The organism is Pseudomonas fluorescens (assembly GCF_000967965.1).
GTDB lineage: Bacteria > Pseudomonadota > Gammaproteobacteria > Pseudomonadales > Pseudomonadaceae > Aquipseudomonas > Aquipseudomonas grandcourensis.
Genome location: NZ_LACC01000029.1, coordinates 1 through 24109, shown reverse-complemented (window position 1 = coordinate 24109; position 24109 = coordinate 1). Strand labels below are relative to the sequence as shown.

The window sequence follows — 24109 nt, the reverse complement described above, 5'->3', positions numbered from 1 at the left end:
GCCGTCCACCCGCAAGGCATTACGTTACACTGTTGCATTATTGTCTTGCGTGTACTGCCTTTCGCCATGAAATATTTTGCTCTGATCGTATCGCTGATTGTGCTTGCCGGCTGTGCCAGCGGTCCCCGTTTCGACACCAGCCACCCTTCGGCCAATTACGATAGCCGCGTACAGTTTGTGGTGGTGCATTACACCAATGCCTCGCTGGAGCGTTCGTTGCAGTTGCTGACCCACGGTGAAGTCAGCAGCCATTACCTGATCGGCGACGACAAGGGTGCCACCATCTACAAGCTGATGGATGAAAATGTGCGGGCCTGGCACGCCGGGGAGAGCGAGTGGAATGGCCGGACCTGGCTGAACTCCAGTTCCATCGGTATCGAAATCGTCAACCCGGGCTTCAAGGACACCCCGACCGGACGCGTGTGGTATCCCTACACTGAAGATCAGGTCCAGTCGTTGATCGTGTTGCTCAAGGACATCAGCAAACGTCACGGCACAAAGCCTCGCGACATCATTGGCCATAGCGATATTGCACCCTTGCGCAAGCTGGATCCGGGGCCACTGTTCCCCTGGAAGCGTCTGGCCGCCGAAGGCTTGGGCATCTGGCCGAATGAACAGTCGGTGGCGCGCCAGCAAATGCTGTTCGCCGAGCAGTTGCCGAGCATCAGCTGGTTTCAGGCGCAGTTGGCTCGCCTGGGTTATGCCTCGCCACAAACCGGCGAGCTCGATGTCGCGACACGACATGTGATCGCGGCATTTCAGATGCATTTCCGTCCGGCGCGCTTCGATGGCACTCCGGATGCACAAACTGCCGCGCTACTGTTGGTGTTGAATCAGACAAAATAATGACGCCCGCCCGACGGTCAGGGCTTTTTTCCAATCAGCAGCTATAACTCATTGGTAATCCTTCGGATATTTCACAATGACCGCTGCTCGAGAGACCTTCCGTAGTTGGTTCCATCGCCCCTGGTTCCTGGGGCTGATGTCTGCTGTCTTGAGCGCAACGTTATTGATGGCCGGAAGCCTGTTCGTCGCCATACACCAGGTCGAGCAAAACGAAAGCGAAGAAATGAATGCTCAGGGCGAACGCTTCCTCGCCCGTCTGGAACAGCTTTTCGGGCAACTGCGTGAAAGCCTTGACGATCTTGAAGCGCAACCGTTGCGCGGTTGCGATGCTGAAATGATCGCAACCTTGCAACAGGTTTCGTTCAATTATCGCTTCGTCTACGAAGCCGCCTACATGGACTCCTCGCGAATCTGCTCCAATCGCCCTCGCCAGGAAGGGCTGTCGCTGAGTCGATCGCCAGACATCAAGGGCCCGACTTACAGCTATTGGCTCAACACCACCACCGAACCCGATGAAAACCGCGCCGCGCTGATGCTCGGGCGCGGGAATTTCCGGGTGGCGACCTCTCGCGGGCATTTGACCGATATGGTCGACCTGTCGCCGGGCAGCAGTCTGCTGGTAGTCCTGGACCATGGCGCGCGCGCAATTCCGGTGCTCGGCGCTTCTCAGGTCTGGCCGCCGGCCGAGGCCTGGCCACCGAGAAACCGTGATGCGCTGCAGATCACCCAGACACGCCTGATATACCGGATGCCCACCGACAACCCGGAGTATCAATTGGTGTTGATCAGCCCACGCACCGGCATGCATATCCCGGCGGTCTGGTGGTGGTTGCTGCCGGCCAGCCTCGCGCTGGGCATCTGCGTTGGGTTCCTGGTGTTTCTGCTGGTACGCCAGCGGCAGTCGCTGGACGCCGAACTGACCGGCGCGATTCGCCGTGGCGAGTTGCAGGTGCTGTATCAACCGATCTTCGACCTCGATAGCCGCAACTGTGTCGGGGCTGAAGCGCTGCTGCGCTGGCGCAGGCCGGACGGCACCCTGACCAGTCCCGACCTGTTCATTCCGATGGCGGAGAACACCGGGCAGATTCGCCAGATGACGGACTTCGTCCTGCAACGCCTGCTCGAGCAACTCGGCCAGTTGCTACGTGCCAACCCGCAGCTGTACATCTCGGTCAATCTCGCTGCGTGTGATGTGATGGTTCCGCGGATTGGCCAGGTGATGGCGCGGTTGCTGACCCTGCACCACGTCGCTGCGCGGCAAATTGCCTTTGAGGTCACCGAGCGCGGGCTGGTCGATGTGGTGGTGGCCCGGGAAAACCTGCAAGCGCTGCGGGATGTCGGGCACCAGGTGTTGATCGATGACTTTGGCACCGGCTATTGCAGCCTCGCCTATTTGCAAACCCTGCCGGTCGATTGCCTGAAAATCGACAAGGCGTTCATTGATGCGCTTGGCCATGACGCCGCCAGCAGCGGCGTGGCCCCGCACATCATTCACATGGCCCAGTCGCTGCACCTGAAGGTGATTGCCGAGGGCATCGAACATGAGGCCCAGGCCGCGTTCCTGTGTAGTGAAGGCGTGAAGTTTGGCCAAGGCTGGCTGTTCGCCCGCGCGCTGAGCGCAGTGCAGTTCACTGAATTGATTACCCGGGGGCGGCGTCGGGGAGGCCGGCGCCTGGATGATGAAGCGTGAGGGTGACCTAAACGGTCAGCGTCATATAGAACTGAGTACCCTGCCCCGGCCGTGAATAGACACCTATCCGCCCGCCATGCAATTGCACGATTTCCTTGCACAAGGCCAGGCCGAGTCCGGCCCCGCCCTTCTTGCGTCCAACCTGCACGAAGGGCTCGAAGATCCGCCCCTGCTGACCGTAGGCAATGCCTTCACCGTTGTCCTCGACACTGATGATGACCCGGTCGCCGTGGCGCCGGGCCTGCAAGCGTATTCGCCCGCCAGAGCCGGTGTGACGCAAGGCGTTGTCGAGCAAGTTGTCGAGTACCCGCTCCAGTTGTGGCTGGTCGGCCTGCAACCGCGGCAAAGGTCCCTGCACTTCCACCAGCAGATTGATTTCCTTCTCTTCGGCCGCCGTGGCAAAGCGGGACCGAGCCTGTTCCAGCAACGCCTCGATGGAACACGGTGTCAGGGTGAGCTTCTGCAAACCGTTCTGGTAGCGGGAGAAATTCAGCAGATCATTGATCAACTGCATCAGCCGCTGCATCTCTTCATTCACGGTATCGAGCAGGTCGGCTTCCCGGGAGTCCGGGGCAAAGTGCGCACGCTCACGGAACAATCCGAAGGCCATGTGCATGCCGGTGACCGGTGTGCGCAATTCATGGGAGGCGCGCAATACAAATTCGCTGCGTACCCGTTCGAAGGCACGCTGTTCCGTAACGTCATGCAGCACCATTACCGCACCCAGAATATGACCCTGGGTATGGCTGACCGGGGTCAGGCTGTAGGTCAGCAGTCGCGACTCGCCATCGACTTCAACACTCAAGTCTTCCGGCGCCCGCTCCAGCGTGCCGCCGCGCAGCACCAGTTGCAGCTGCTCATCGAGCTCGGGGCGCTCCAGCGCCGTGCCCAACCCCTGACCCAGGCGATCGGACTCCCAGCCCAGCTGACGCTGAGCCACCGGGTTAAGGTGTTCTAGATGACCCTGACGGTCGATCATCAGCAGTCCGTCGTCGATGCTGTCGAGCACGGCCTGCAAACGCTGCTGACCGGCCAGCAGCTCATCGACGTTGGTGGCCTGATGTTCACGCAGCGCCTGGGCCATGATCCCGAAACGCCGGGTCAGCTGGTTCAGTTCCACCGCCGAAGAAATTGGCAGGGTGACATCGAAATTGCCCTGGCCGATATTGTCCGCCGCCTTGGCCAACGCCTCGATGGGCTCCCCGAAACGCCGGGCGATGGCCTGCGCGGTCACGAAGCCGATGATCAGCACCGCCAGACCCACCAGGCCAAGTAACCCGGCAATCAGCAGTGCCCGTTCCCGGGCCTTGCGCTCGGTATCGCTGATGTTATCCAGCGCGCGCTTGTGCTCGGCGATCAGACCATTGCGTAGCGCGTTGAATTTTTCCGTCAGGTTGTCGTGGCTACTAAGCACATTCGACGGGTCCGGGGACGTTTCATAAGCCTGGATAAAACTCTCGTAGTCGGCTTTGGCTTTTCTGAAGCCGTAGTCGCTTGCGGTTTCTGCCGGCTCCTGGGCGATGCCTTCCTCCAGCAGTTCGAAGTAATGCTGCTTCGAGGCGGCGAAAGCGGCGGAGTCAGGCTTCTCGCTGAGCATGATGATCAGTTGATCACCCAGGGTCTGACGCAGCTTGAGCCCCAGGTCCAGGGTGATGAAGTTACTGCGGATCAGTGCTTCCTGGCTGCCGGCCATCTGCATCACGCTGACCAGCCCGAGCAAGAGCCCGAGCAACGCGACGGTGATCAGTGCGGAGATGCTCAGGAAAAGCCGGGTCCGCAATTTCAGCGCCAGTTTCATCGGCTATTGCTCACAAGTTGTACTGTTTGCGTTTGCGGTACAGCGTCGAGGCGTCGATGCCCAGGGTTTTCGCCGCTTGATCCAGGGTGTCGGCGGTGGCGAGGATCGCGCCGATGTGGGCCTTTTCCAGCTCATCCAGGCTCAGTGCCGCGCCGATGCGCGGTACATTGTTGACCGGGGTTTCGGCCATGCCCAGATGACTGATCTCGACCCGCTCCTGCGGACAGATGATGCTCGCCCGCTCGATCACGTTGCGCAGCTCACGGATGTTGCCCGGCCAGCGATAGCCCAGCAGTGCTTCCCGGGCCTCGTCGCTGAAGGCGCGCGCGGGACGGGCGTACTCCTTGACGAAGCGCGCCAGGAAACGGTCGGCCAGGTTAAGAATATCTTCGCGGCGTTCGCGTAGCGGTGGCAGGTGCAAGGTAATGACGTTCAGGCGATAGAGCAGGTCTTCACGGAAGCGACCGTCGCGCACCATGTCCTCAAGGATGAGGTTGGTGGCCGCAAGGATGCGCACATCGGCACGGCGGGTCACCGGATCACCGACGCGCTCATATTCCTTGTCCTGAATAAAACGCAGCAGCTTAGGCTGCAATGTCAGGGGAAAGTCGCCGATCTCGTCGAGAAACAGCGTCCCGCCGTCAGCCTGGTTGACTCGGCCCAAGGTGCTTTCGCTGGCGCCGGTGAAGGCGCCGCGGCTGTGGCCGAAGAGTTCGCTTTCCATGAGCTCGGCAGTCAGCGATGGGCAGTTGATCGTGACGCAGGATTTCTTCGCGCGTTTGCTCCAGCCGTGAATGGCTTGGGACAGTTCGCCCTTGCCGGTACCGGACTCACCCAGAAGCAGGATATTGGCATCGGTCGTGGCAACCTGGCGGGCGGTTTCGAGTACCACTTTCATGGCCGGGCTGTGGGAGTCCAGACCATCCTTGGGCTTGCGCACCTCGCCTTCCAGGGCTTCCAGTCGGGCCGACAGTTGCCGGACTTCCAGCTGCTTGGCGGTTGCCAGTCGCAATTGATCGGGGCTGCACGGTTTGACCAGATAGTCGGCGGCGCCGGCCTGAATCGCATCCACCGCCGTGTCGACGGCAGAGTGGGCAGTGACGATCACCACCCGCATCCAGGGCGCCTGGATACGCATCTGGGCCAGCACATCGAGGCCGTTGTCTTCACCCAGACGCAAGTCGAGGAAGCACAGGTCGAAGACCTGCCGCTGCAACAGGGCTTCTGCCTGCGCGGCACTGGTGGCGGTGGCCACGCTGTAGCCTTCGTCTTCGAGGCAGTAACGGAAGGTACGCAGGATGGCGGACTCATCATCCACCAGCAAAATGCGGCCTTGATGCTCAGTGGCGGATTCCATTTTCCTGCGCTCCTTAATGAATGATCTTAAGTTAGTCTCGGAGAAATCGGGCAAGTTGCATGATTGATTCTGAGCCATTCCTGTCATGGCAGGGTAGCTCTCATCCGATGTGTCGGTTAGCCACCTGATTTTGCGGGTCTTTTGATAGATACCCGGTCTCTGCCAGCGGCCAGCGTGAATTTCTGACCTGCGCACCCTCCTCTCAATTCAAAAAATTTACGCCTTCCTTCAAACCAGTCGTGCAATACGCACGACGGCACAAGGAGCATCGTGCAGGATGCGCGCGTAGTGCTTTCTTTTATGTTCATAAGATATTGATATTAAAGGTAATTAATTCGAATCAAGGCTGGCATGCGCTCTGCAATTGTCTGGTTAACCAGGGCATTAAAAAAACGCCCGCTATCGAATACCGACCCCAGAGGTAGGAGTTCCAGGATGAATCGTCAACGTGCCGCCCACCTGCACCTCTGGCCTGTGCATATCCAGCAAGAACTGTTTGCTGTTCTGGCGCTTTTGATCACCCTGATCGGCGGCCAGCAGTTTCTACGCTGGGAGCAGAGCCGGCAGCCGGAAGCGCCAGGCCTGTCGACTCTGCATCCGACCCAAACCCAATTCAGTGCTGTCAGCAGCGGTCAGGCCGATAGCACCCCGATGCGCATGATGGATGTCGACCAGGCCAGGCCTGTGGGTGAGATACATCATCAGGAGCGTTGGGTGTTCTAGGCAAAACTTCCGCCGCACCCCATGCGCCGGGAAAACGCAGCACCTCTAAACAGAAGCGTAAGGAGAATCACCATGTTGAGCTGGGCAATCACATTCCTGATCATCGCCATCATCGCCGCTGTACTGGGCTTCGGTGGTATCGCGGGCACCGCCACGGGTATCGCCAAGATTCTGTTTGTCGTGTTCCTGGTGATGTTCATTGCCTCCTTCTTCTTTGGCCGTCGTGGTCGAGGCTGATATGAGAGGGTTTTTCAAGACACTGGCAGCCGCCCTGCTGTTGGGCGGTAGTGCCATGGCATGCGGGCTGGCGTTGCCCCTACATGCCTGAGGCCCCCATGCAGGGCTGGTTGATAGAACAGAATTTGTACACGAAGGAGGCCACAGCGCCTCTTTCCACCTGCGCCACCTGAGGAAGGCCGGCGCATGACCAAGGGGTCGGGACGTTCTGCCTGTTTCAGGGGCGCAGTGACCTACGGGTACAGGGAGTGCCTGCGCAAGGGCCGGGTCAGGAAAAGCTACTGCGCAAGTTCGCCGGACCGACAAGGCTCGACGGGCTTGCGAAGGGCTTGATCAAGCAACACATTGAAATAGAGCGCTCGTCTCGATTTCATCACTGTTATCCCGTCCTTATCCTTGTTGCGTCGGAAAATACTTTTCCCGGTGTTTCATCTGCGACCGTATATCGAGAAAAATCACCATTCTTTGGCCGCGATTTTTCCCTTCGTCCTGCGGGATTTTGCTGAAAAATCAACGCTCGGACACTGCTCAAAAAATGTTCAATCTGCTCTGTGATGGCCGGTTCACGGCACTTATGCCTGCCGAAATGTCGTATTCGAACCGGTTGGGACGCGCGTTTCGCTAAAAAAACCTCATGCCGATTCGGCATAGGGTAGGCGTTTACGGCATTAGACGGCGCTTCCTTGCATCGGAATAGTTGCGCCTTTTTTCGCCTGCCAGAGAGCCGCAAACACGCGCTCCGGGGCACCTTATACGGGGGGAAGATGCACTGGACTTTTTCGCCACAAGCGTTCCAGTTCGCGCATCTCCCTGAGTCAAACAACAAGTAAGGGTAAAGATATGAAGAAGGCAAAGCTTAGCCTCGCCTGGCAGATCCTCATCGGTCTGGTATTGGGGATTGCAATCGGTGCGCTGCTCAACCATTTCAGTGCCGAAAAAGCCTGGTGGATCAGCAACGTCCTGCAACCGGCAGGCGATATCTTTATCCGTCTGATCAAGATGATCGTGATCCCGATCGTCATCTCCTCCTTGATCGTCGGCATTGCCGGCGTCGGAGACGCCAAGAAGCTGGGGCGCATCGGCTTCAAGACCATCATCTACTTCGAAATCGTCACCACCATTGCCATCGTGGTCGGTCTGCTGTTGGCCAACCTGTTCCATCCGGGTGCCGGCATCGACATGAGCACCCTGGGCACTGTGGACATTTCCAAGTACCAGGCCACGGCGGCCGAGGTACAGCATGAACACGCGTTCATCGAAACCATCCTCAACCTGATCCCGTCGAACATCTTTGCGGCCATGGTTCGCGGCGAAATGCTGCCGATCATCTTCTTCTCTGTACTGTTCGGTCTCGGTTTGTCGAGCCTGCAGGCGGACCTGCGCGAGCCGCTGGTGAAGATGTTCCAGGGTGTATCGGAAAGCATGTTCAAGGTCACTCACATGATCATGAACTACGCTCCGATCGGCGTGTTCGCACTGATCGCGGTGACTGTGGCCAACTTCGGCTTCGCGTCGCTGATTCCGCTGGCCAAACTGGTGATCCTGGTTTACTTCGCCATCGCCTTCTTCGCTTTCGTGATCCTGGGCCTGATCGCTCGCCTGTTCGGCTTCTCGGTGATCAAGCTGATGCGCATCTTTAAAGATGAACTGGTACTGGCCTACTCCACCGCCAGCTCCGAAACCGTGCTGCCGCGCGTGATCGAGAAGATGGAAGCCTACGGCGCGCCGAAAGCCATTTGCAGCTTCGTGGTGCCGACCGGTTACTCGTTCAACCTCGACGGTTCGACCCTCTACCAAAGCATCGCGGCGATCTTCATTGCCCAGCTGTATGGCATCGACCTGTCGATCAGCCAGCAACTGCTGCTGGTACTGACGTTGATGGTCACCTCCAAAGGCATCGCCGGCGTACCGGGAGTGTCCTTCGTGGTACTGCTGGCCACCCTGGGCAGCGTCGGTATCCCTCTGGAAGGCCTGGCGTTCATCGCCGGTGTCGACCGCGTCATGGACATGGCCCGTACCGCACTGAACGTGATCGGCAACGCCCTGGCTGTTCTGGTTATCGCTCGTTGGGAAGGCATGTACGACGACGCCAAGGGCCAGCGCTACTGGAACTCCCTGCCGCACTGGCGCAGCAAGGAAAAACTGCCGGCGGGTGAAATTTCCAAGAGCTGATGCAATACCCCATGTGGGAGCATCTACCGCACCAGACAAACCCCGGAGAAATCCGGGGTTTGTCGTTTCTGGCCACCCCGCTATCATTCGCGGATCTTTTGGGGGGATTTGACTGATGCTCAATGGCCTGTGGCTTGGCTTCTTCATCGTGGCAGCCGTATCGGCGCTGGCCCAGTGGCTGATTGGCGGCAACGCCGGGATATTCGCGGCGATGGTGGAAAGCATTTTTGCCATGGCCAAGCTGTCGGTCGAAGTCATGGTGCTGCTGTTCGGCACCCTCACCCTCTGGCTGGGTTTTCTGCGCATTGCCGAGAAAGCCGGCATCGTCGAATGGCTGGCCAAGGCCCTGGGGCCACTGTTCTTGCGCCTGATGCCGGAAGTCCCGCCGGGTCATCCGGCCATCGGCCTGATCACCCTGAACTTCGCCGCCAATGGCCTGGGCCTGGACAACGCCGCCACGCCGATCGGCCTCAAGGCCATGAAAGCGCTGCAAGAGCTCAATCCCAGCGCTACCGTCGCCAGCAACGCACAGATCCTGTTCCTGGTGCTCAACGCATCCTCGCTGACCCTGCTGCCGGTGACGATCTTCATGTATCGCGCCCAGCAAGGTGCGCCGGACCCGACACTGGTGTTCCTGCCGATCCTGCTGGCGACCAGTTGCTCTACCATTGTCGGCTTCCTGTCGGTGGCGTTCATGCAGCGCCTGCGCATCTGGGACCCCGTAGTGCTGGCCTACCTGATCCCCGGCGCCCTCGCCCTCGGTGCTTTCATGGCGTTGCTGGCGACCCTATCGGCGACTGCGCTGGCCGGCCTGTCATCGATCCTCGGCAACCTGACGCTGTTTGGCCTGATCATGCTGTTCTTAGTGATCGGCGCGCTGCGCAAAGTGAAGGTCTACGAGGCCTTCGTTGAAGGTGCCAAAGAGGGTTTCGACGTCGCCAAGAACTTGCTGCCCTACCTGGTGGCGATGCTCTGCGCGGTAGGCGTACTGCGTGCGTCCGGGGCGCTGGACTTTGGTCTGGATGGCATTCGCCATCTGGTGGAATGGGCCGGTTGGGACACGCGTTTCGTCGATGCGCTGCCTACGGCAATGGTCAAACCCTTCTCCGGTAGCGCCGCCCGGGCGATGTTGATTGAAACCATGAAGACCTCGGGCGTGGACAGCTTCCCGGCGCTGGTGGCGGCAACGGTCCAGGGCAGTACCGAAACGACGTTCTATGTTCTGGCGGTGTACTTCGGCGCCGTGGGCATCCAGCGTGCACGCCATGCCGTCGGTTGTGCATTGCTGGCCGAGCTTGCCGGTGTGCTGGGTGCGATTGGGGTTTGCTACTGGTTCTTTGGTTGATCGGCCCCTTCCAACGCTTTGAGCGCAGCCTTGCGCTCGCCTGTCGGCAAGGCGCCGAGCTTTTCCACAGAGGCGTAAAATTGGAGCCAGTCGCCATTCTCCTGATGGAACAGCGCGGCAAAAGCCGGCACCCATTGGTCGTACAAGCCAAACGGCAATAGCCGGGCATTGTTCATCGGGGCATAGATCCAGGCGTCGTAGCGTTTGTCGGCGGCCCACTGGCTGTCGCGCAATTGTCGGTATTCGCTGCGCAAGCGCTCGAACTCGGCCACCTTGCGCTGGCGCATTTGTTCAGTTGGCAGCGGCAAGGTGTAAAGCTGTTCCAGTCGGGTGCGGGTCTTGAGCACCAACTCAGTGAACTGGTCGCGCTGACGCGCCTGCGCATTGTTATCCGGTGGCAGGTGGCGGTAGGCGCGCCATTGGCGAGTACCTTCCTGCTCGACGAAGGTGGCGAAGGATTCGTTGAACTCCGTGTCGTCCTTCACATAGAAGCGCTGATGGGCCAGCTCGTGAAAGATCAGCGTGGCCAGTCGCTCATCCCCCCAGCCCATCATCGAACTGATGATCGGGTCGTTGAACCAGCCGAGTGTCGAATAGGCCTCGACGCCGCCTATCGACACGTCCATGCCCTGCAAGCGTTGCAAAGCCGCTGCGCCGCGGGCTGCGCTCTGGCTGTAGTAACCGCGATAGGCCACGCAACCGGCGATGGGGAAGCAGTGGTTTACGGGCTTGAGGGAGAATTCCGGCGTGGCGAATACATTCCAGACGACGAAGGGCCGCCCAATGTCCGCGTACAAGCGGTAACTCTGGTTATCCGGCAGGTGCAATTGCTGGCTGGCGAAAGTTCGGGCCTTTTGCGATTGCTCCAGGTGTGTACGCAGTTTTTGATCGCGCGCCGGGTCGGCAATCACGCTGAAAACCGGCTCCCTGGCCCGCAGCAACTGCAGTTGGCCGCTGGCCAGTTGGCTGTAATAGCTGGCGCTGGTGCAGCCGTTGAGCAACAAAAACAACAGGCTCGGAAACAAAACGCGAAAAACGCGATCAAGTAACCCAAGGCTAGGAAGCGGCCTGATCACAATAATTCTTCCTTGGAGAGTCTTTCCGCAAGACTATCCCGCCTGACTGGAGCTCGCTATGCGCATGTTGATACTGACAGGAGGCCTGCTGATGCTGGCCGGCTGTGCTTTTTTCGGACTACCCCGCCCTGATCCTGCGCAAGCCTGGATCGACCTGGACTCGAAGCAAGAAGATACGAAGCTGCAGGCACTGGAGGTCGATGACAAGGCCACCGACGATAAACGCTATTTCCAGGTCCAGCCCGGTAGCCATGAGCTGACGGTCCGCTACCAATTCACGGTCCAGCCCACCAACATCGGCCCCGACGCCGAGCCGTTGTGGCGCGATTGCCAACTGAGCGTGAAATTCAACGACTTCAACGCGGGCGAGCGTTATCAGCTGCAGGCGGGGAACATCGGCTTTCGGCCTTGGGCGAAACTCTACGATCAACAGCGAAAAGTGATTGGCCAAGGCACGCCTGCGGGCTGTCAACACTCCTGATCGGGGTTATGCTGAATGCATAACCCCTTGGGACATTCATCATGCGCAGGTTGATGCTGTTGCTGGCTGCCAGCGTTGTCGCTGGCTGTCAGAGCCCGATGCCGACGGCTAATCCAAAGATGGCCTGGGTCGATTTTTCCACGCCCTTCCCTAACGACAAATTGCTGATGGCCGAGCGTCTGGATAAACAACGCTTGGCCGACGGGCGTTATTTTGAGGTTATGCCCGGCAGCCATGAACTGATCGTCCGCTTCGACTTCGAAGTACCTGGTGGCGGGGGCTTGAACATGATGGGCGGCCCTTCTGAACGCATATGTTACTTGACCATCAACTTCGATCATTTCGAAGCCGGCCAACGTTATGTGCTTGAAGGCCGCTCGATTGCCTTCATTCCTGAAGCCAGGCTATACAACGCCAAGCGGGAGATCGTTGCAGAAGATCGGGAGTCTTACTGCTTGATGTGAGGTGTCAGCGGTCGTTCTTCTGGTAGATGATTTTCCTGGTGCCGTTTTCGCACGAGCCAACGACCATGTTCTGGTCGTGTACCTCGTCGTTGGTGACGATTTCAAGCGTGTAGGAAGTGACGCCGCTGGCCTGAATCTTGGCTTCGATCTCGGCCTTGAGTTCTTCGCAGGGTTTCGGTGCCGCCAAGGCCGAAGTGGCCAGTGCGCAACAGATAACCGCCAAGGCAAAACGTTTCATGGTTGAAGCTCCTTTGAGGCAGCACGCACAATCGTGGGTTTTCGCTGCTGTCATTTATTCGACCACAGTTTTAGCTGGCAAGTCTGTCGCGACACAAAAAAGATCGTAGTCTTGAGCACCTTTTACCGAATGATCCCGGCAGATTGCGCAAGGCTGCGATCTTTTGTTCTCAACGAAAATCTAGCCGACCAACGTTGCCTCCAGGCTGATCTTCGCATTCAGCACTTTGGACACCGGACAGCCCTCTTTGGCCTTGTTGCTGAGTTATTCGAACTGCGCCTTCGTGGTTTTCGCTTGCCAGGGTTGTGAGGATAGACGGCGGGGCAAAGTTCATCTCGTCAGATCAGTCTGCTTTTTTCACGGGATTTTTTACCCGGCTATTGAAACTCGGGTATATGCCCTCATTGCATGAACACGCTTTTGGATTCGGCAGGTTTGCGTTCGCAAGAACAAACCTGCGCCCTCAATTGGAGAAGCAGGTTTATGAAACGACTGTCCGATATCAAGTTCTCGACCCTCGATCTGGTGCCAGTGCGCGAGAACGGCAGCGCGGCCCAGTCGCTACGCAACTCGCTTGACCTGGCGCAGCACGTCGAGAAGTTCGGTTACAACCGCTTCTGGGTGGCTGAGCACCACAACATGGATGGCATCGCCAGTTCCGCGACTTCGGTGCTGCTCGGTTATCTGGCCGGTGGTACGTCGACCATTCGAGTCGGTTCGGGCGGGGTGATGTTGCCCAACCACGCACCGTTGGTGATCGCCGAGCAGTTCGGCACCCTGGAAAGCCTTTATCCGGGCCGGATCGATCTGGGACTGGGGCGTGCCCCCGGTTCCGACCAGATGACCGCACGCGCGCTGCGCCGCGAACGCTCCGGCAGCGCCGACGACTTCCCGGAAGATGTGGCGGAACTGGTGCGCTACCTCGGGCCACGTACCCCGGACCAACGCATCATCGCCATGCCGGGAACCGGGACTAATGTGCCGGTTTGGTTATTGGGATCGAGCCTGTTCAGTGCGCAATTGGCCGGTGAGCGCGGCCTGCCCTACGCCTTCGCCTCGCATTTCGCACCGCGCTACATGCATGAAGCGATTCGGGTCTACCGCAATCACTTCAAGCCGTCAGCCGTTTTGGACAAGCCCTACGTGATGCTCGGCGTGCCATTGGTGGCAGCCGATACTGACGAGCAGGCCGATTACCTGGCGACTTCGGTGTTCCAGCGGATTCTCGCCCTGATGCGTGGCCAAAGCCTGGTACAGCGTCCGCCGGTGAAGACCATGGACGGCCTGTGGCTGCCCCATGAGAAAGATGCCGTGCACGATTTCCTTGGATTGGCCATGATCGGCAGCCCGCAGAAAATCCGCGCCAAACTCGAGTTCCTGATCGAACAGACCCAGGCCGACGAGCTGATTTTCACCTGTGACCTGTACGAACATGCCGATCGCGTGCATTCCTACGAGCTGCTGGCGCAGGTCATGCGGGGCTGATGCTCAAACGACAGGCATGAAAAAGCCGGCGCCACGGCGTCGGCTTTTTCATTCGGGCGAGTATCTGTCTACTTTTTATAGACGATCACTTTGGCGCCCTCTTCGCATTTGCCAACAACTTTCCCGCCGGCAGCGGCACCTTTGTCGACAATCTCCAGCGAATAACCGGAAACGCCCTTGGCATCAAGTTTCGCTGCAATTTCGGCTTTCAGCTCTTCGCATGGTTTGCCGCCCGCCAATGCGCTCCCCGCAAGGCTCAACAAAGCTACTGCCAACATAAACTTCTTCATCGGTTGCATTCCCTGGTCGGATCATAGGGGTAACCAGCCGTCAGCCGGACGCACTCATGGAGTGCTTTGCCATTCCCTATGGCATTCGACCGGCGTGCAAGTTCAGAAGACTAGCCCAAAGTCAGCTGCTGGCAATCCGGAATCCGACTTTCAAGGTCACCTGAAAGTGTGCTGCCTTGCCGTCCCTGATGTGCCCACGGGTCTCGGTCACTTCAAACCATTCCATGTACTTGATGCTTTTGCTGGCTTCGGCCAGCGCGTTATTGATCGCATCTTCGATACTGCTGGTGGACGAGCCGATCAGCTCGACTTTCTTGTAGGTGTGATGGTCAGACATGGCGTTCTCCTCGGCGTGTGAATTACAGACTAGCAGTGATTTTTCCTATTTCTTCTGTTGGCCGTTCCGAGTGTGAAGTTCAGATTTTCTGCACTTTCTCGAACCCATGAAGTCCCAACCAACACACGCCACTCATCACCGATGCAGGAGAGCCACCATGGCCAACACCTCGTTACGCAAAGCCTCATTGCAAAGCATGGAAGCCGAGATCGAGAGTCTGCTCAAGTCTTTGGAAAGCCTGAAGGACGACGCCTCGGACGAGTCGCGTAAAACCCTCAAGACCCTGAAAAGCAACGCCGAGAATGCCTTGAAGCACTCGCGCCATCTGCTTGCCGATGCTTATGAAGAGGTCAAGGTCAAAACCCGCGAAACCGGGATTGCCACCCGGGACTACGCCCAGGACCACCCCTGGACAACAGCTGGTGTCGCCGTGGGCGCATTGGGCCTGCTGGCCGCTTATCTGTTGTGCAAGCGTGATTAATCCGCTCGACGCAGTTCGTTCTTGAGCCACTGCGCCAGCTGCCGGGCGCGCCCGTCCGCGGCGCGCTTGGGTAGCCACAACGCCAGTTGCGCCGGGGTTTCACTGAAGCCCCAAGGCGCAACCAGGCGGCCGGCCTTCAAGTCCTCCGTCACCAAGGGTTCGGGGGCAATCGCCACGCCCAGACCTGCGACAGCGGCTTCCAGCAAGTAATACAAATGTTCAAATCCCTGACCGTACTTCAGCGCCCTGGGGTCGAGCCCGCGTGGTTGCGCCCAGTTCGGCCAGGCTTGCGGGCGTGAGGTGGTGTGCAGCAAGGGTTCGTTCAGCAGCGCGGTTTCCGGCGCTTGCTTGAGCCGTTCATAGCCGACGAACCTAGGGCTCATGACCGGGCCGATACGTTCGCTGGCGAGTTCAAAAACCTGCATGTCCGCCGGCCAGGGTGGCTCGGCAAATACCAGCAAGGCATCGAGCCCCGGTCTTCGCGGATCCAGATCGCCTTCTCCGGCCGACAGGTGCAGGCGCAAGTCCGGCAGGTCGGCATTGAGTCGCCCCAGTCGCGGGATAAACCAGCGCGCCAGCAGGCTTCCCGAGCAACCGAGCACGAATGGCGCATCGGCTGTGCTTTGTGTGAGTTCGGCGCATACGCTGCGCAGACGCTCGAAGGCTTCGCTGCTGGCGTCACGCAGGCGCAACCCGGCATCTGTGAGTTTCAGGCCGCGACCGTCCTTGATGAACAGGCTTACGCCGAGGTGTTCTTCAAGCACCTTGAGCTGCCGGCTGACCGCGCCGTGGGTGACGTGCAGCTGTTCGGCCGCCTGACTGACGCTGTTCAGGCGGGCAGTGGCTTCGAAGGCGCGAAGCGCGTTCAGCGGAGGAAGGTCATGGCTCATTGGATCTGTGAGTTTTCCTGACAGGTTGTGGCGATCTTATCGGTTTTCAGGCCGGGGCGTCAGGGGTAGAGTGAAGCCCACTATCTCTTTATGCATCACTTCACGCATTCAACTGGAGCGCCCCATGACCCAGACTAATCTGCGCAACGGCCCTGATGCCAACGGCCTGTTTGGCGCGTTCGGCGGCCGCTACGTTGCCGAAACCCTGATGCCGTTGATCCTCGACCTGGCCCGTGAATATGAGTTGGCCAAGGAAGATCCTGCATTCAAGGAGGAACTGGCCTACTTCCAGCGTGACTATGTCGGACGTCCAAGCCCACTGTACTTCGCCGAGCGTCTGACCGAGTTCTGCGGCGGCGCGAAGATCTACCTCAAGCGTGAAGAGCTGAACCACACCGGCGCGCACAAGATCAACAACTGCATCGGCCAGATCCTGCTGGCGCGGCGTATGGGCAAGAAGCGCATCATCGCCGAGACCGGCGCTGGCATGCACGGTGTGGCCACTGCCACCGTCGCTGCGCGTTTCGGTCTGGATTGCGTGATTTACATGGGCACCACTGACATCGAGCGTCAGCAGGCCAACGTGTTCCGCATGAAGCTGCTGGGCGCCGAAGTGATCCCGGTGGTAGCCGGTACCGGCACGCTGAAAGACGCGATGAACGAAGCCCTGCGTGACTGGGTGACCAACGTCGACAGCACCTTCTACCTGATCGGCACCGTGGCCGGTCCACATCCTTATCCGGCGATGGTTCGCGACTTCCAGGCCGTGATCGGCAAGGAAACCCGCGAGCAGCTGCAAGCCCAGGAAGGTCGCCTGCCAGACAGCCTGGTGGCGTGCATCGGTGGTGGTTCCAACGCCATGGGCCTGTTCCACCCGTTCCTCGACGACAAGAGTGTCGAGATCATCGGCGTTGAAGCCGCCGGTTACGGCATCGAGACCGGCAAGCATGCGGCCAGCCTGAACGGCGGCGTACCCGGTGTGTTGCACGGCAACCGCACCTTCCTGCTGCAGGACGACGATGGCCAGATCATCGACGCCCACTCGATCTCCGCTGGCCTGGACTACCCGGGCATCGGCCCGGAACACGCCTGGTTGCATGACATCGGCCGCGTTCAGTACACCTCGGTGACCGACGACGAAGCCCTCGCTGCATTCCACCAGTGCTGCCGTCTGGAAGGGATCATCCCTGCCCTGGAAAGCGCCCATGCCCTGGCTGAAGTATTCAAGCGCGCACCGACCCTGCCAAAAGATCACCTGATGGTGGTCAACCTGTCCGGCCGTGGCGATAAAGACATGCAGACCGTGATGCACCACATGGAACAATCGAAGCAGGAGAAACACTGATGAGCCGCCTGCAAACGCGTTTTGCCGAACTCAAGGAACAAAACCGTGCCGCCCTGGTGACCTTCGTGACCGCCGGCGACCCGGGCTATGACACCTCTCTGGCAATCCTCAAGGGCTTGCCTGCGGCTGGTGCCGATGTGATCGAGCTGGGCATGCCCTTCACCGACCCGATGGCTGACGGCCCGGCAATCCAGCTCGCCAACATCCGTGCGTTGGGTGCCAAGCAGAATCTGGCGAAAACCCTGCAAATGGTTCGCGAGTTCCGCCAGGACAACAACGAAACGCCGCTGGTGCTGATGGGTTACTTCAACCCGATTCACATGTACGGCGTTCCGCGCTTCATCGCCGAAGCCAAGGAGGCCGGCGTTGACGGCCTGATCGTGGTCGACCTGCCGCCTGAGCATAACGGCGAGCTGTGCGACCCGGCGCAGGCCGCGGGCCTGGACTTCATTCGCCTGACCACGCCAACCACTGACGATGTGCGCCTGCCGACCGTTCTCAACGGCAGCTCCGGCTTCGTCTACTACGTCTCGGTGGCCGGTGTGACTGGCGCCGGCGCCGCCACGCTGGAACACGTCGAGGAAGCGGTCGCCCGTCTGCGCCGCCATACCGACCTGCCGATCAGCATCGGTTTCGGTATCCGGACTCCGGAGCAGGCAGCGTCTATCGCGCGTCTGGCCGACGGTGTAGTGGTGGGCTCGGCGTTGATCGATCACATCGCCAATGCCACCTCCCCGGAACAAGCCGTGGATGGCGTGCTGAGCCTGTGCTCGGCATTGGCCGAAGGCGTGCGTAAGGCCCGCGTCAGCTGAAGGTAAAGCTCCGATTCAGAGACTAAACAGCAAAAAGGGCTTCAGGACTGCGTTCTGAAGCCCTTTTTGCTGCGTGACTAAACGCTGTCAACCTTGTGGGAGCGGTATCAAGGCAACTCTATCCCGCCCGATGCCTTGTGCAGTTTGCGCAGGTGTTCACCAATCTGCTTCACGTTGGCCTCGTTGGCGGCCATTTCGGCGGCGCGGCCCGGTTCAAGCAGCGCTCTCACTTCCTTGTCCAGGTCCCCGGACAGCGCCAGGAGCTGCTTCTGGCGCTGACTGGTTTCCGCTTCCAGATGCTCCCACTCGCTTGGTTGCGGCAAGCCATAACCGTTGGTGCCCAGCAGTTCCGCCGGCCGGCTGAGGAAGCCACTGTTGGCGAGAATGTCCTTGAGCGTTTCGTTGGCCTTGTCCATGCCGCCATTCTTCAGCTCTCGGGCGCCCAGATAGCGCTGCTTCACTTCATCCTGGGCCAACAGCAACTGCTGACGGAAGCTGGCCTGTTCCAATAGCAACAACGCCGCGCTGGTGCGCAAGTCAGCCTGCTCGAACCATTGCCGACGTTCCGCGGCTTTCAAGTCGAGCCAGTCTTCGACGGTTTCCTGCTTGATCGGCAAGTGCTTTTTCAGGATTTCGAACATCGCCTGATAGCGCTCGCGGAAGGAGTCGAAACGATAACCCAGGCGCAAGGCTTCTCGTTGATCGTCCAGCACACTGGTGTCCGCCAGTCCGCGGCCCTTCAGTACTTCCAACAAGCCGTTGGGCATGATGTTGTCGAGCCCCACCAATTGCGGGTTATTGGTGCCGCCACGCAGTAATTTCAGCTCTTCCACCGCGCAGTTGTTCGACAGGAAGAAGTAGTTGCCGTCGTAGCTCCAGTGCATCTCTGCGGCACGTCCGACCACGTCTTCAATCTCACTGCGCGACAGGTTCAGGGGCACGGAGGCCAGGCTGCGCAGTTCGGTCTTGGTGTATTCGTCGATGACCTGGGACAGCGGCAGGATAAACAGCCGTGACGGGTATTTACCGACCAGGCCATCCCAGCTCGACAGCTGTACGTCGCCGACGAAGGCGCGGTACGACAGCACCAGATGCTGGTCCAGATCCAATCGGCAATCCGGTCCGCGTGGTCGGCCCGGCGCACAGATCACCAGGCGCAACATGCTGTGGCCCCAGCGACTGAACAGGTTCTGGTTGGCCTCGGCCAGCAGATAGTCAACGGCATAGACCCGCTCCGGATCGACCTGGCCCAAAGGTGTCTTGGCGAAGTCGTTGCCGGCATTGAGGAACGCGAAGGTCTTGCTGCAGGTGTCTTTGGCGGCGGGCGCCCAGCCGAAATGCTCCTTGTAATAGCTGTACAGCGCGGGACGGCGGCAGGCGTAGCTCGGGTCGAGGAGGAAATACTCCATGTTGACCGCGACGAACTCCTTCGGACTGCTGGTCTCGTAGATGTCCGGGCTGCGAGCAATCTGGCGATTGTGCTGTTCGCGCTCACCGCGACGGCCTACGTATTGCTGCCAGCCGGCGAGGTCGAGCAGACGCGGATCGTCACTGAGGGTAAAACGCCGATCGGACTGGCCCCGGCATTGGTCGGGAATGCCAACCAGCCCTGAGCTGTTGTTGCGCTGGGTGCAGCGCTGAATCAGCTTGCGTTCGGCATCCGGCCACAGGCGTGAGCGATCGTAGATGTGAGTCAACTCGTGCAACACCGTGGCCAGCATTTCCCGGCGCACGGTGCCGTGGGGGCGATGGGTCTTCTTGGTCGCGGCGCTGCCATCGGTGAGACCGGCCAGCAGGTTGCGGTTCAGATCGAGTTCGGACACCAGTGACGCCTGACCGTAGGCATTTCTCGGCATGTCATCGGTCCAGCCGACGTCGATGCGTCGATCGAGTTGCTCGATAAAGCGTGGCGGCAGTGCCTGCATGGCTTCATTGAGCAACGCCTGGCTGGCTTGCTGTTGCGCGGGAGTCAGACCTTCGGTCTTGAGCTGTAATTGAAGGCCTGCGTGGGCCGTGTTGCCGAGCAGCAACAGGGCCCAGGCCAGCAGCCAGGCGCCTGGACGCTTCACAGTGCGAGGATGGCTTCGGCGAGATCCTGGTCACTGGCGTCACGAGCTTCCGGCACACGGGTGCGCAGCAAATCGAAGGCGGATTCCAAGTGAGCGCCACGAATGTCGCCATTGCTGGCAACGAAACTGGCGGCGTCGTCCTGGGCTTCGCGCACGATTTTCGAATCGCGAATGGACGTGGTGGTGTCGGAGGTGAAATCGAGTGTGCGCTGGGTAGCACGGATCAGCATATTACTGGTGGCAACCAGAGTATGTGCCTGGGCCACATCGGCCAACAACAGTAGGCCTAAGGTGGCAGCAATCAGCGGGTTACGCATGGAACGACTCCAGAAAAACAGGGTTAACTATTGGACGAGAATTGCCTGTGCCAGTTCAAGGTCGCTGGCATGAAGTTTTGCCTGGGTTCGGCGCAGATACCGCAGGGCCGACTCCAGTCGTGCGCCTCTCAGTTGGCCGTCGCTGGCAATGAATGCCGCGGCGTCGTCATGGGCAGCGAGCAGCAGTTTATGGTCGAAGGGGGCGGAGGTCACCAAACTTGTGGCGTAACCACTGGCGACGATGCCCTGGGTGGACAGGTTGAAGGCGTCATAAGCGTGGGCCGATCCGCAGTAACCAAGAGTAAGAAAGACTGGAACGATCAAGAAACTTGAAGGGAAATGCATGAGACTCGACAGTTGAATGTGAGTCCCCAGCCTAGCGCAAGGCCCGGTCTAGAGCCAGTGCCGAAACATCGGGGCACGTTAGGCATGCCCCATGTCCATACAGTCGCTTAGATCGTCAGGATCGCCTGCGCCAGTTGTGCGTCGGTTGCGTTCAGCTGTGGCGCCTGGCGGTGGATGTGGTCGATGGCGCTTTCCAGCTTCACGCCGCGGATGGAACCTTCGCTGGCGACGAAGCTGGCAGCGTCGTCACGGGCCGCGAGGACGATCTTGTCATCTTTGAACGACGACGAGACGACATCGGTGGTCGCATCGGATGTGGCTTTGAGCGCGTTGACTACAGCGTCAGTGGTCACGATGAAGCTGGTTGCGCTGGCATTGGCTGCCACGGTAAACAGGGCTGCAGCGCTGAGCAGACGGAGACGGAGACGGGACATGGGTAACTCCTTTGGGTAAACCAATTGAAAAATGGCGCAGTATCTGCAAAGTCAGACGCCAAGCGCTTGGCGCTCGCCACGTTCTGGCTTGATATTAGGCCTGAGTGTGTCAGTTCGAACAGCCCGTCATGCAAACTGACCGTCAGCGCCAGAACGGTTTATCTAATTCATTGATGCGCTCAGCGTGGCTGATGCCAAGATCCGATAGCTGACGATCATCGAGTTGAGCCAGTAAGCGTCGTGTTCTCGCCCTTTCCAGACTAGCGAAGAGTCCTGATAGCAGAGCTCTAACCCGGTGCAAGCAAGGTCTTGATCGAACTGATGGGGTGGAAACATCCTGTAAAGAATTCATGGCGCGGTCCCTGTCCTGATAAGTGGAGGGCTCCATGCTGACACCGGTCGAATATCTGCTACAGACACACCGCGACGATATTGTACTCGTCAAGTTGGCAGTTTTTGCAAACTGTACTGGTGTTCGTAGCTCCCTACTGTAAAAGCGGATTTGACAGGTCAAAACGACAAAGCCCGTCGTGGTTTCCCACGACGGGCTTTGTTTGTTCAATTCGGGTTGCTGGCGGTGGACCTTAAGGTCAGAGCCAGCGACGCTAACTTAGCGCCAGAACGGCTTGCTCAGCTCTTCGTAGCGTTGTGCTTCGCTAATCCCGGCGTCAGCCAGCAGACGCGAATCCAGACGAGCCAGTTGATGGCGGCTGGTGATGCGGCGCTGCCACAGCATCAGGTTGGCAATAACGCGCAGAGGCAGGGAAGCCTGGGTTTTTGCAGCAGTGTCTTCGAAGAACAGTTCGGAACTGAGTGTACGTTCCATGGTTGACATCCTTCCGCTTATGGCGGGATTAGGTAGTGGTTTAACTGGTGCCCATGATCCTCTCGTTTGCCTAGTCTCTGTAGATACAGTTCATCTGTATTGTGAGAGCTCAGTTAACTGTTTATAGGGGGTGTACTGGTCTAAATTGAGGCAACTGTACCTATCAGCACCATTAAGGTGCAAAAATGCTGTTTTGACTCGGTGGAGTAGGAGTTTTCCCTAAGAAATGACCAGTACAGCAGTACAGTTTTTTTCATATTGCGAAGAGGCAAGAGCAAACTGACGAAACTGTGTTTGCGCCAGCTGCTATCTGTACCAATTACTTCTTCAGCATTTGCCCGGTTTCTTCCAGGTTGATGTGCCAGCTCAGGGCGTCACGCAGGATGTGCGGGGTGTGCCCACCGATGGCGCACGCGGCGGTGAAGTAATCATTCAGCGCCTGGCGGTAATCCGGGTGCACGCACTTGTCGATGATGATCCGGGCGCGCTCCCGGGGCGCGAGGCCGCGCAAGTCTGCCAGGCCCACTTCAGTCACGAGTATGTCGACGTCATGTTCGGTGTGGTCAACATGGCTGACCATCGGCACCACGCTGGAGATCGCACCGCCCTTGGCGATCGACTTGGTCACGAACACGGACAGGTGCGCGTTGCGCGCGAAGTCGCCCGAGCCGCCGATGCCGTTCATCATCCGCGTGCCGCAGACGTGAGTGGAGTTGACGTTGCCGTAGATGTCGAACTCCAGTGCCGTGTTGATGCCGATGATGCCAAGGCGACGCACGACTTCAGGGTGGTTGGAGATCTCCTGTGGGCGCAGGACCAGTTTGTCCTTGTAGCGCTCCAGATTGCCGAACACGTCGGCATTGCGCCGGCTCGACAGGGTGATCGAACTGCCCGAAGCAAAACTCAGCTTGCCCGCATCGATCAGGTCGAAGGTCGAGTCCTGCAGCACCTCGGAATACATCGTCAGGTCTTCGAACGGCGAGTCGATCAGGCCACACATCACCGAGTTGGCGATGGTGCCGATACCGGCTTGTAGCGGGCCGAGCTTGTTGGTCATGCGTCCGGCTGCCACTTCCTGTTTGAAGAAGTCGATCAGGTGGTCGGCAATGGCTTGGGTCTCGGCGTCCGGCGCCAGCACCGTGGAGGGCGAGTCAGCCTGGTTGGTGACCACGATGGCGACGATTTTTTCGGGTGGAATCGGGATGGCGGTGCTGCCAATGCGATCGTCGACCTTGACCAGCGGAATCGGCGTACGGGTCGGACGGTAGGTCGGAATATAGATGTCGTGCAGACCTTCGAGATTCGGGTTGTGCGCCATGTTGATCTCGACGATCACGTGCTTGGCGAAAATCGCGAAGCTGGCCGAGTTGCCGACCGAGGTGGTTGGCACGATATGCCCTTGCTCGGTGATCGCTACGGCTTCAATCACGGCGATGTCCGGCAGCTTCAATTGCTGGTTGCGCAATTGCTCCACGGTTTCCGACAAGTGCTGGTCGATGAACATGACCTCGCCGGCATTGATTGCCTTGCGCAGGGTGCTGTCGACCTGAAACGGCATGCGTCGCGACAGCACACCGGCTTCGGTCAACTGCTTGTCGAGGTCGTTGCCCAGGCTTGCGCCGGTCATCAGGCTGATCTTCAGCGGCGTGACCTTGGCGCGCTCGGCCAGCGCCTGAGGGACGGCCTTGGCTTCGCCGGCGCGAGTAAAGCCACTCATGCCGACGGTCATGCCGTCCTCAATCAGAGCGGCAGCGTCGGCGGCGCTCATCACTTTGTCCAACAACGAAGGCAGGCGAATACGGTCACGGTACATGGATTGTTATCTCGGGCAACAGGTAGCAGGACGTGCAGTCTAGTGAATTACGCCGGCTTCTGTCCCGCTACCAAGGTCGCAATCGAGGCGTCTATTCCGGGCCTTTCATGCAAAACACCGTTACCGGATCGGTAACAAAAGGATAGTTTGTCCGACGATTTGCGCAAACAAAAACGCCCCGACGAGTCGGGGCGTTCTGTGTGCCGCAGAGGGTTAGTCGACGGCTTTGACCATGTCT

At 59.1% G+C, this 24109-nt stretch carries 26 protein-coding genes and 1 pseudogene; 12 read left to right on the top strand and 15 right to left on the bottom strand.

The features are described from left to right. Window positions 1-66: 66 nt before the first annotated feature. Both VC35_RS22490 and VC35_RS22485 read left to right on the top strand, forming a co-directional pair. Window positions 67-846 (top strand): N-acetylmuramoyl-L-alanine amidase, encoded by a 780-nt coding sequence (locus tag VC35_RS22490; RefSeq protein ID WP_046042737.1) that lies wholly within the window; start codon window positions 67-69, stop codon window positions 844-846. A gap of 76 nt (window positions 847-922) precedes the next feature. Beyond that, window positions 923-2536 (top strand): EAL domain-containing protein, encoded by a 1614-nt coding sequence (locus VC35_RS22485; protein ID WP_046042666.1) that lies wholly within the window; start codon window positions 923-925, stop codon window positions 2534-2536. 7 nt (window positions 2537-2543) lie between these two features. Here the strand turns inward: VC35_RS22485 and VC35_RS22480 are convergent, their stop codons facing one another. Both VC35_RS22480 and algB read right to left on the bottom strand, forming a co-directional pair. After that, window positions 2544-4334: an ATP-binding protein gene (locus VC35_RS22480; protein ID WP_046042665.1), complete on the bottom strand. Its 1791-nt coding sequence runs from the start codon at window positions 4332-4334 to the stop codon at window positions 2544-2546. A 10-nt stretch (window positions 4335-4344) separates the two neighbouring features. Next, a complete protein-coding gene (gene algB, locus VC35_RS22475) occupies window positions 4345-5691 on the bottom strand; it encodes a sigma-54-dependent response regulator transcription factor AlgB (protein ID WP_046042664.1) in 1347 nt (448 codons plus the stop codon). 435 nt (window positions 5692-6126) lie between these two features. Here algB and VC35_RS22470 point away from each other — a divergent pair, with 435 nt between their 5' ends. The 4 genes from VC35_RS22470 (at window position 6127) to VC35_RS22455 (ending at window position 10168) form a co-directional block, all read left to right on the top strand. Then, entirely contained in the window at window positions 6127-6414 is a 288-nt protein-coding gene (locus tag VC35_RS22470; RefSeq protein WP_046042663.1) for a hypothetical protein, read from the top strand. A 72-nt stretch (window positions 6415-6486) separates the two neighbouring features. Then, the gene (locus VC35_RS29170) at window positions 6487-6651 is read left to right on the top strand and encodes a DUF1328 domain-containing protein (RefSeq protein ID WP_003177151.1); all 165 of its coding nucleotides are present in this window, start codon (window positions 6487-6489) and stop codon (window positions 6649-6651) included. Window positions 6652-7491: 840 nt separating this feature from the next. Continuing rightward, complete coding sequence (gene gltP, locus VC35_RS22460) at window positions 7492-8823, top strand: glutamate/aspartate:proton symporter GltP (RefSeq protein WP_046042662.1); 1332 nt, start codon at window positions 7492-7494, stop codon at window positions 8821-8823. Window positions 8824-8938: 115 nt separating this feature from the next. Further along, window positions 8939-10168 (top strand): nucleoside recognition domain-containing protein, encoded by a 1230-nt coding sequence (locus VC35_RS22455; RefSeq protein ID WP_046042661.1) that lies wholly within the window; start codon window positions 8939-8941, stop codon window positions 10166-10168. On the opposite strand, the gene VC35_RS22450 is transcribed toward VC35_RS22455, so the two are convergent. Further along, window positions 10150-11244, bottom strand: a complete 1095-nt coding sequence (locus tag VC35_RS22450; RefSeq protein ID WP_046042660.1) for an aminopeptidase — start codon at window positions 11242-11244, stop codon at window positions 10150-10152. The genes VC35_RS22455 and VC35_RS22450 overlap by 19 nt on opposite strands. Before the next feature lie 58 nt (window positions 11245-11302). Here VC35_RS22450 and VC35_RS22445 point away from each other — a divergent pair, with 58 nt between their 5' ends. Together VC35_RS22445 and VC35_RS22440 are read left to right on the top strand one after the other, a co-directional pair. Continuing rightward, complete coding sequence (locus tag VC35_RS22445; protein ID WP_046042659.1) at window positions 11303-11725, top strand: PA0061/PA0062 family lipoprotein; 423 nt, start codon at window positions 11303-11305, stop codon at window positions 11723-11725. Between the two features lie 41 nt (window positions 11726-11766). Beyond that, window positions 11767-12189 (top strand): PA0061/PA0062 family lipoprotein, encoded by a 423-nt coding sequence (locus tag VC35_RS22440; RefSeq protein ID WP_046042658.1) that lies wholly within the window; start codon window positions 11767-11769, stop codon window positions 12187-12189. Between the two features lie 4 nt (window positions 12190-12193). Here the strand turns inward: VC35_RS22440 and VC35_RS22435 are convergent, their stop codons facing one another. Then, window positions 12194-12427: a DUF1161 domain-containing protein gene (locus VC35_RS22435; protein WP_046042657.1), complete on the bottom strand. Its 234-nt coding sequence runs from the start codon at window positions 12425-12427 to the stop codon at window positions 12194-12196. Window positions 12428-12607: 180 nt separating this feature from the next. Then, a pseudogene (locus tag VC35_RS29165) lies at window positions 12608-12691 on the bottom strand (OsmC family peroxiredoxin); the annotation flags it as partial. A 219-nt stretch (window positions 12692-12910) separates the two neighbouring features. On the opposite strand from VC35_RS29165, the gene VC35_RS22430 reads away from it, so the two are divergent. Continuing rightward, window positions 12911-13912 (top strand): LLM class flavin-dependent oxidoreductase, encoded by a 1002-nt coding sequence (locus tag VC35_RS22430; protein WP_046042656.1) that lies wholly within the window; start codon window positions 12911-12913, stop codon window positions 13910-13912. 68 nt (window positions 13913-13980) lie between these two features. Here the strand turns inward: VC35_RS22430 and VC35_RS22425 are convergent, their stop codons facing one another. Then, the gene (locus tag VC35_RS22425) at window positions 13981-14202 is read right to left on the bottom strand and encodes a DUF1161 domain-containing protein (RefSeq protein ID WP_046042655.1); all 222 of its coding nucleotides are present in this window, start codon (window positions 14200-14202) and stop codon (window positions 13981-13983) included. Window positions 14203-14323: 121 nt separating this feature from the next. Continuing rightward, window positions 14324-14539 carry a dodecin gene (locus VC35_RS22420; protein WP_008045871.1) on the bottom strand — a complete coding sequence of 72 codons (216 nt, stop codon included), beginning with the start codon at window positions 14537-14539 and terminating at the stop codon, window positions 14324-14326. Window positions 14540-14696: 157 nt separating this feature from the next. Between VC35_RS22420 and VC35_RS22415 the strand changes: the two genes are divergently transcribed. After that, window positions 14697-15020, top strand: coding sequence for an ElaB/YgaM/YqjD family protein (locus VC35_RS22415; protein WP_046042653.1), 324 nt, complete (start codon window positions 14697-14699; stop codon window positions 15018-15020). On the opposite strand, the gene VC35_RS22410 is transcribed toward VC35_RS22415, so the two are convergent. Then, window positions 15017-15910, bottom strand: a complete 894-nt coding sequence (locus tag VC35_RS22410; protein WP_046042652.1) for a LysR family transcriptional regulator — start codon at window positions 15908-15910, stop codon at window positions 15017-15019. The genes VC35_RS22415 and VC35_RS22410 overlap by 4 nt on opposite strands. A gap of 124 nt (window positions 15911-16034) precedes the next feature. Between VC35_RS22410 and trpB the strand changes: the two genes are divergently transcribed. After that, on the top strand, window positions 16035-17255 hold the full coding sequence (trpB, locus tag VC35_RS22405) for a tryptophan synthase subunit beta (RefSeq protein WP_008002146.1): 1221 nt from the start codon (window positions 16035-16037) through the stop codon (window positions 17253-17255). Further along, window positions 17255-18067 (top strand): tryptophan synthase subunit alpha, encoded by an 813-nt coding sequence (gene trpA, locus VC35_RS22400; RefSeq protein ID WP_015092933.1) that lies wholly within the window; start codon window positions 17255-17257, stop codon window positions 18065-18067. Before trpB ends, trpA begins: the two co-directional genes overlap by 1 nt. Before the next feature lie 107 nt (window positions 18068-18174). Here trpA and VC35_RS22395 read toward each other — a convergent pair whose 3' ends face one another. From VC35_RS22395 to VC35_RS22370, 7 genes are all read right to left on the bottom strand, one after another. Further along, window positions 18175-20136, bottom strand: coding sequence for a DUF7844 domain-containing protein (locus tag VC35_RS22395; protein WP_046042651.1), 1962 nt, complete (start codon window positions 20134-20136; stop codon window positions 18175-18177). Beyond that, window positions 20133-20453 carry a DUF2388 domain-containing protein gene (locus tag VC35_RS22390; protein ID WP_008002141.1) on the bottom strand — a complete coding sequence of 107 codons (321 nt, stop codon included), beginning with the start codon at window positions 20451-20453 and terminating at the stop codon, window positions 20133-20135. Before VC35_RS22390 ends, VC35_RS22395 begins: the two co-directional genes overlap by 4 nt. A gap of 27 nt (window positions 20454-20480) precedes the next feature. Continuing rightward, a complete protein-coding gene (locus tag VC35_RS22385) occupies window positions 20481-20798 on the bottom strand; it encodes a DUF2388 domain-containing protein (protein WP_046042650.1) in 318 nt (105 codons plus the stop codon). Between the two features lie 107 nt (window positions 20799-20905). Beyond that, window positions 20906-21232 (bottom strand): DUF2388 domain-containing protein, encoded by a 327-nt coding sequence (locus tag VC35_RS22380; RefSeq protein ID WP_046042649.1) that lies wholly within the window; start codon window positions 21230-21232, stop codon window positions 20906-20908. A gap of 142 nt (window positions 21233-21374) precedes the next feature. Then, window positions 21375-21584, bottom strand: coding sequence for a DUF1127 domain-containing protein (locus VC35_RS29160; protein WP_080925372.1), 210 nt, complete (start codon window positions 21582-21584; stop codon window positions 21375-21377). 258 nt (window positions 21585-21842) lie between these two features. Then, complete coding sequence (locus VC35_RS22375) at window positions 21843-22058, bottom strand: DUF1127 domain-containing protein (protein ID WP_008018491.1); 216 nt, start codon at window positions 22056-22058, stop codon at window positions 21843-21845. A gap of 319 nt (window positions 22059-22377) precedes the next feature. After that, window positions 22378-23871, bottom strand: a complete 1494-nt coding sequence (locus VC35_RS22370; RefSeq protein ID WP_046042648.1) for an acetyl-CoA hydrolase/transferase family protein — start codon at window positions 23869-23871, stop codon at window positions 22378-22380. Between the last annotated feature and the right edge of the window lie 238 nt (window positions 23872-24109).

Coding starts and splice junctions, on each gene's coding strand:
- VC35_RS22480 (WP_046042665.1), bottom strand. CDS start 4,334: ATGAAACTGGCGCTGAAATTGCGGACCCGGCTTTTCCTGAGCATCTCC.
- VC35_RS22375 (WP_008018491.1), bottom strand. CDS start 22,058: ATGGAACGTACACTCAGTTCCGAACTGTTCTTCGAAGACACTGCTGCA.
- VC35_RS22420 (WP_008045871.1), bottom strand. CDS start 14,539: ATGTCTGACCATCACACCTACAAGAAAGTCGAGCTGATCGGCTCGTCC.
- algB (WP_046042664.1), bottom strand. CDS start 5,691: ATGGAATCCGCCACTGAGCATCAAGGCCGCATTTTGCTGGTGGATGAT.
- VC35_RS22430 (WP_046042656.1), top strand. CDS start 12,911: ATGAAACGACTGTCCGATATCAAGTTCTCGACCCTCGATCTGGTGCCA.
- VC35_RS22390 (WP_008002141.1), bottom strand. CDS start 20,453: ATGCGTAACCCGCTGATTGCTGCCACCTTAGGCCTACTGTTGTTGGCC.
- trpA (WP_015092933.1), top strand. CDS start 17,255: ATGAGCCGCCTGCAAACGCGTTTTGCCGAACTCAAGGAACAAAACCGT.
- VC35_RS22380 (WP_046042649.1), bottom strand. CDS start 21,232: ATGTCCCGTCTCCGTCTCCGTCTGCTCAGCGCTGCAGCCCTGTTTACC.
- VC35_RS22445 (WP_046042659.1), top strand. CDS start 11,303: ATGCGCATGTTGATACTGACAGGAGGCCTGCTGATGCTGGCCGGCTGT.
- VC35_RS22440 (WP_046042658.1), top strand. CDS start 11,767: ATGCGCAGGTTGATGCTGTTGCTGGCTGCCAGCGTTGTCGCTGGCTGT.
- VC35_RS22485 (WP_046042666.1), top strand. CDS start 923: ATGACCGCTGCTCGAGAGACCTTCCGTAGTTGGTTCCATCGCCCCTGG.
- VC35_RS22425 (WP_046042655.1), bottom strand. CDS start 14,202: ATGAAGAAGTTTATGTTGGCAGTAGCTTTGTTGAGCCTTGCGGGGAGC.
- VC35_RS22385 (WP_046042650.1), bottom strand. CDS start 20,798: ATGCATTTCCCTTCAAGTTTCTTGATCGTTCCAGTCTTTCTTACTCTT.
- VC35_RS22410 (WP_046042652.1), bottom strand. CDS start 15,910: ATGAGCCATGACCTTCCTCCGCTGAACGCGCTTCGCGCCTTCGAAGCC.
- VC35_RS29160 (WP_080925372.1), bottom strand. CDS start 21,584: ATGAATTCTTTACAGGATGTTTCCACCCCATCAGTTCGATCAAGACCT.
- VC35_RS22470 (WP_046042663.1), top strand. CDS start 6,127: ATGAATCGTCAACGTGCCGCCCACCTGCACCTCTGGCCTGTGCATATC.
- VC35_RS22455 (WP_046042661.1), top strand. CDS start 8,939: ATGCTCAATGGCCTGTGGCTTGGCTTCTTCATCGTGGCAGCCGTATCG.
- VC35_RS22415 (WP_046042653.1), top strand. CDS start 14,697: ATGGCCAACACCTCGTTACGCAAAGCCTCATTGCAAAGCATGGAAGCC.
- VC35_RS22490 (WP_046042737.1), top strand. CDS start 67: ATGAAATATTTTGCTCTGATCGTATCGCTGATTGTGCTTGCCGGCTGT.
- VC35_RS29170 (WP_003177151.1), top strand. CDS start 6,487: ATGTTGAGCTGGGCAATCACATTCCTGATCATCGCCATCATCGCCGCT.
- VC35_RS22435 (WP_046042657.1), bottom strand. CDS start 12,427: ATGAAACGTTTTGCCTTGGCGGTTATCTGTTGCGCACTGGCCACTTCG.
- trpB (WP_008002146.1), top strand. CDS start 16,035: ATGACCCAGACTAATCTGCGCAACGGCCCTGATGCCAACGGCCTGTTT.
- VC35_RS22370 (WP_046042648.1), bottom strand. CDS start 23,871: ATGTACCGTGACCGTATTCGCCTGCCTTCGTTGTTGGACAAAGTGATG.
- gltP (WP_046042662.1), top strand. CDS start 7,492: ATGAAGAAGGCAAAGCTTAGCCTCGCCTGGCAGATCCTCATCGGTCTG.